Raw genomic sequence first — 2,288 nt, 5'->3', positions numbered from 1 at the left:
GGCGGTCGACACCGAGGCGGTCGATGCTGTTCCCACCTCCTCCCCGCGGCACCCGGGTATGGTGTGGGCCCTGGCGGCCTTCGGGCTGCTCAACGGAATCGGGGTCCAGGCGACCAACGTCTACATGCCGCTGTTCTCCGTGCGTGAGCTGGGATTCTCACTCGTGCTCGGCGGCGTCACCGCGGCGGTGGCCGGTGCGATCGGTGTGGCCGCTCGAGTGGGTTGGGCCAGGCAGATGGCCCGTGGTGCTTCCGGTACACACCTGCTGCTGCTTCTTGCGCTGATCGCCACGGCTGGCGCAGCGATGTTCTACGGCGCAGGAGCATCCGGCTGGGTATGGATGCTGTGGGTCGCTGCGGCGCTGCACGGCACCTCGGCGCTCGGTGTCTCTGTGGTGCTGATGAGCGCGCTCATGCGGTCGATCCCCTCGACGTCGATGGCCTCCGCCAGCGGAATGGTCACGGCAGGCATGTTCACCGGGTTCTCCCTGGGACCGTTGGGCATGGGCGTGCTCGTCAGCTCACCCGGCGGCTTCCAGCTGGGCTGGGCCGCTGTCGGGCTGGTCTACCTGCTCTGCGTGCTGTTGGCAGTGGTGCTCATTCGCAAGTCGAGCAGAAACTGAGGAAGGATACTCTCCCTCGGGAATGATCACCAGCCCTTGTCGGGCCCTTCGCGACGTGCTTAAAATCCTCAAAATGGTGCCGGGGCGATACGGTGTCGGTGCGTTGCAGAGATACGGTGAGGTGTCTGATGAGCAGGGATGTCGAACTCGGTACGGTCAGCACAGATGTGCCTGCCCGTTTGGACCGGCTTCCGTGGGCGCGCTTCCACTGGATGGTCGTCGTCGGCCTCGGCAGCGTCTGGATCCTCGACGGACTCGAAGTCACGATGGTCGGCAATGTCGCCGCCCGGATGACCGAAGAGGGCAGCGGCATCGATATGACCGCTGGCCAGATCGGAATGGCGGGTGCTATCTACGTGCTCGGGGCGTGCGTCGGTGCCATCGTCTTCGGCCAGCTCACCGACCGATTCGGGCGGCGAAAGCTCTTCCTCATCACCCTCATCCTCTATCTCGTCGCCACGGTGGCAACGGCGTTCTCATTCTCCGCGTGGTATTTCTTCCTCGTCCGCTTCCTCACGGGTGCTGGGATCGGCGGCGAATACGCAGCAGTGAACTCCGCGATCGATGAACTCATTCCCGCTCGGGTGAGAGGCCGGATCGACCTCATCATCAACGGCTCCTACTGGCTCGGCGCCGCAGGTGGTGCCGCCACGACGCTGTTCTTCCTCAACACCGACATCCTGCCGAAGATGATCGGCTGGCGCCTGGCCTTCGCCGTGGGCATGCTGCTGGCGATCTTCGTCTTCGTCGTCCGCAAGAACGTCCCGGAGAGTCCGCGGTGGCTGTTCATCCATGGCCGGCAGGACGAGGCCGAACGCGTCGTCGGCGAGATCGAGAACGGCATCGAAGCCGAAACCGCGCAGACACTGCCCGCGCCGGACAAGACCATCACTGTGCGGCAGCGGAAGACGATCTCCTTCGTCGAGATCATGCGAGTCGCCTTCAAGCTCTACCCGAAGCGAGCGGTCCTCTGCCTCGTCCTCTTCGTCGGTCAGGCCTTCCTCTACAACGGGATCACGTTCAATCTCGGGACGCTGTTCAACGGCTTCTACGGAGTCGCCGCCACAACTGTGCCGATCTTCATCATCCTGTGGTCGCTGAGCAACTTCGCCGGTCCCGTGATCCTGGGCAGATTCTTCGACACCATCGGGCGCAAACCGATGATCTCCTTCAGCTACATCGGGTCAGCGGTCGTCGCCGTCGTTCTCGCGGGCGTCTTCAATGCCGACATCGGAGGAGAATGGCTCTTCCTGCTCATCCTCGTCGTGTGCTTCTTCCTCGCCTCCTCCGGTGCCAGCGCAGCCTACCTCACGGTCAGTGAGATCTTCCCCATGGAGACCAGGGCACTGGCGATCGCGTTCTTCTACGCCATCGGCACGGCCGCTGGCGGCATTGTCGGCCCACTGCTGTTCGGCGGGATGATCGAGTCCGGTGACCGGTCCCTGGTCGCGATGGCCTTCTGCATCGGCGCCGGCGTCATGGCCCTCGGCGGAGTGGCCGAACTCATCTTCGGGGTCAAGGCCGAAGGAGCCGACCTCGAGGCCATCGCCCGTCCGCTGACGGCCGAGGACGCTGACGAAGAAACGGAAGAGACCGCCGAGGCGGGGGAGCGGGATGCGGATCAGAGCCGACGGCAGAAGCTGCGTCCGGGTCCAGGATCGGCGGG

At 64.5% G+C, this 2,288-nt stretch carries 2 protein-coding genes; both read left to right on the top strand.

The genetic code is table 11. The features are described 5' to 3' along the window. Positions 1–622: MFS transporter (locus tag L0G76_RS15820; protein WP_369696199.1), on the top strand; the 622-nt coding region annotated here is incomplete at its 5' end. Positions 623–750: 128 nt separating this feature from the next. Beyond that, positions 751–2,288 (top strand): MFS transporter (locus L0G76_RS15815; protein ID WP_304358087.1); only part of this gene is annotated, 1,538 nt, incomplete at its 3' end.

This window comes from Brevibacterium picturae (assembly GCF_030453725.1).
GTDB classification, from domain to species: domain Bacteria; phylum Actinomycetota; class Actinomycetes; order Actinomycetales; family Brevibacteriaceae; genus Brevibacterium; species Brevibacterium sandarakinum_A.
Note: the sequence above shows the minus strand (reverse complement) of the source record. Positions and strands in the feature narration are given on the sequence as shown.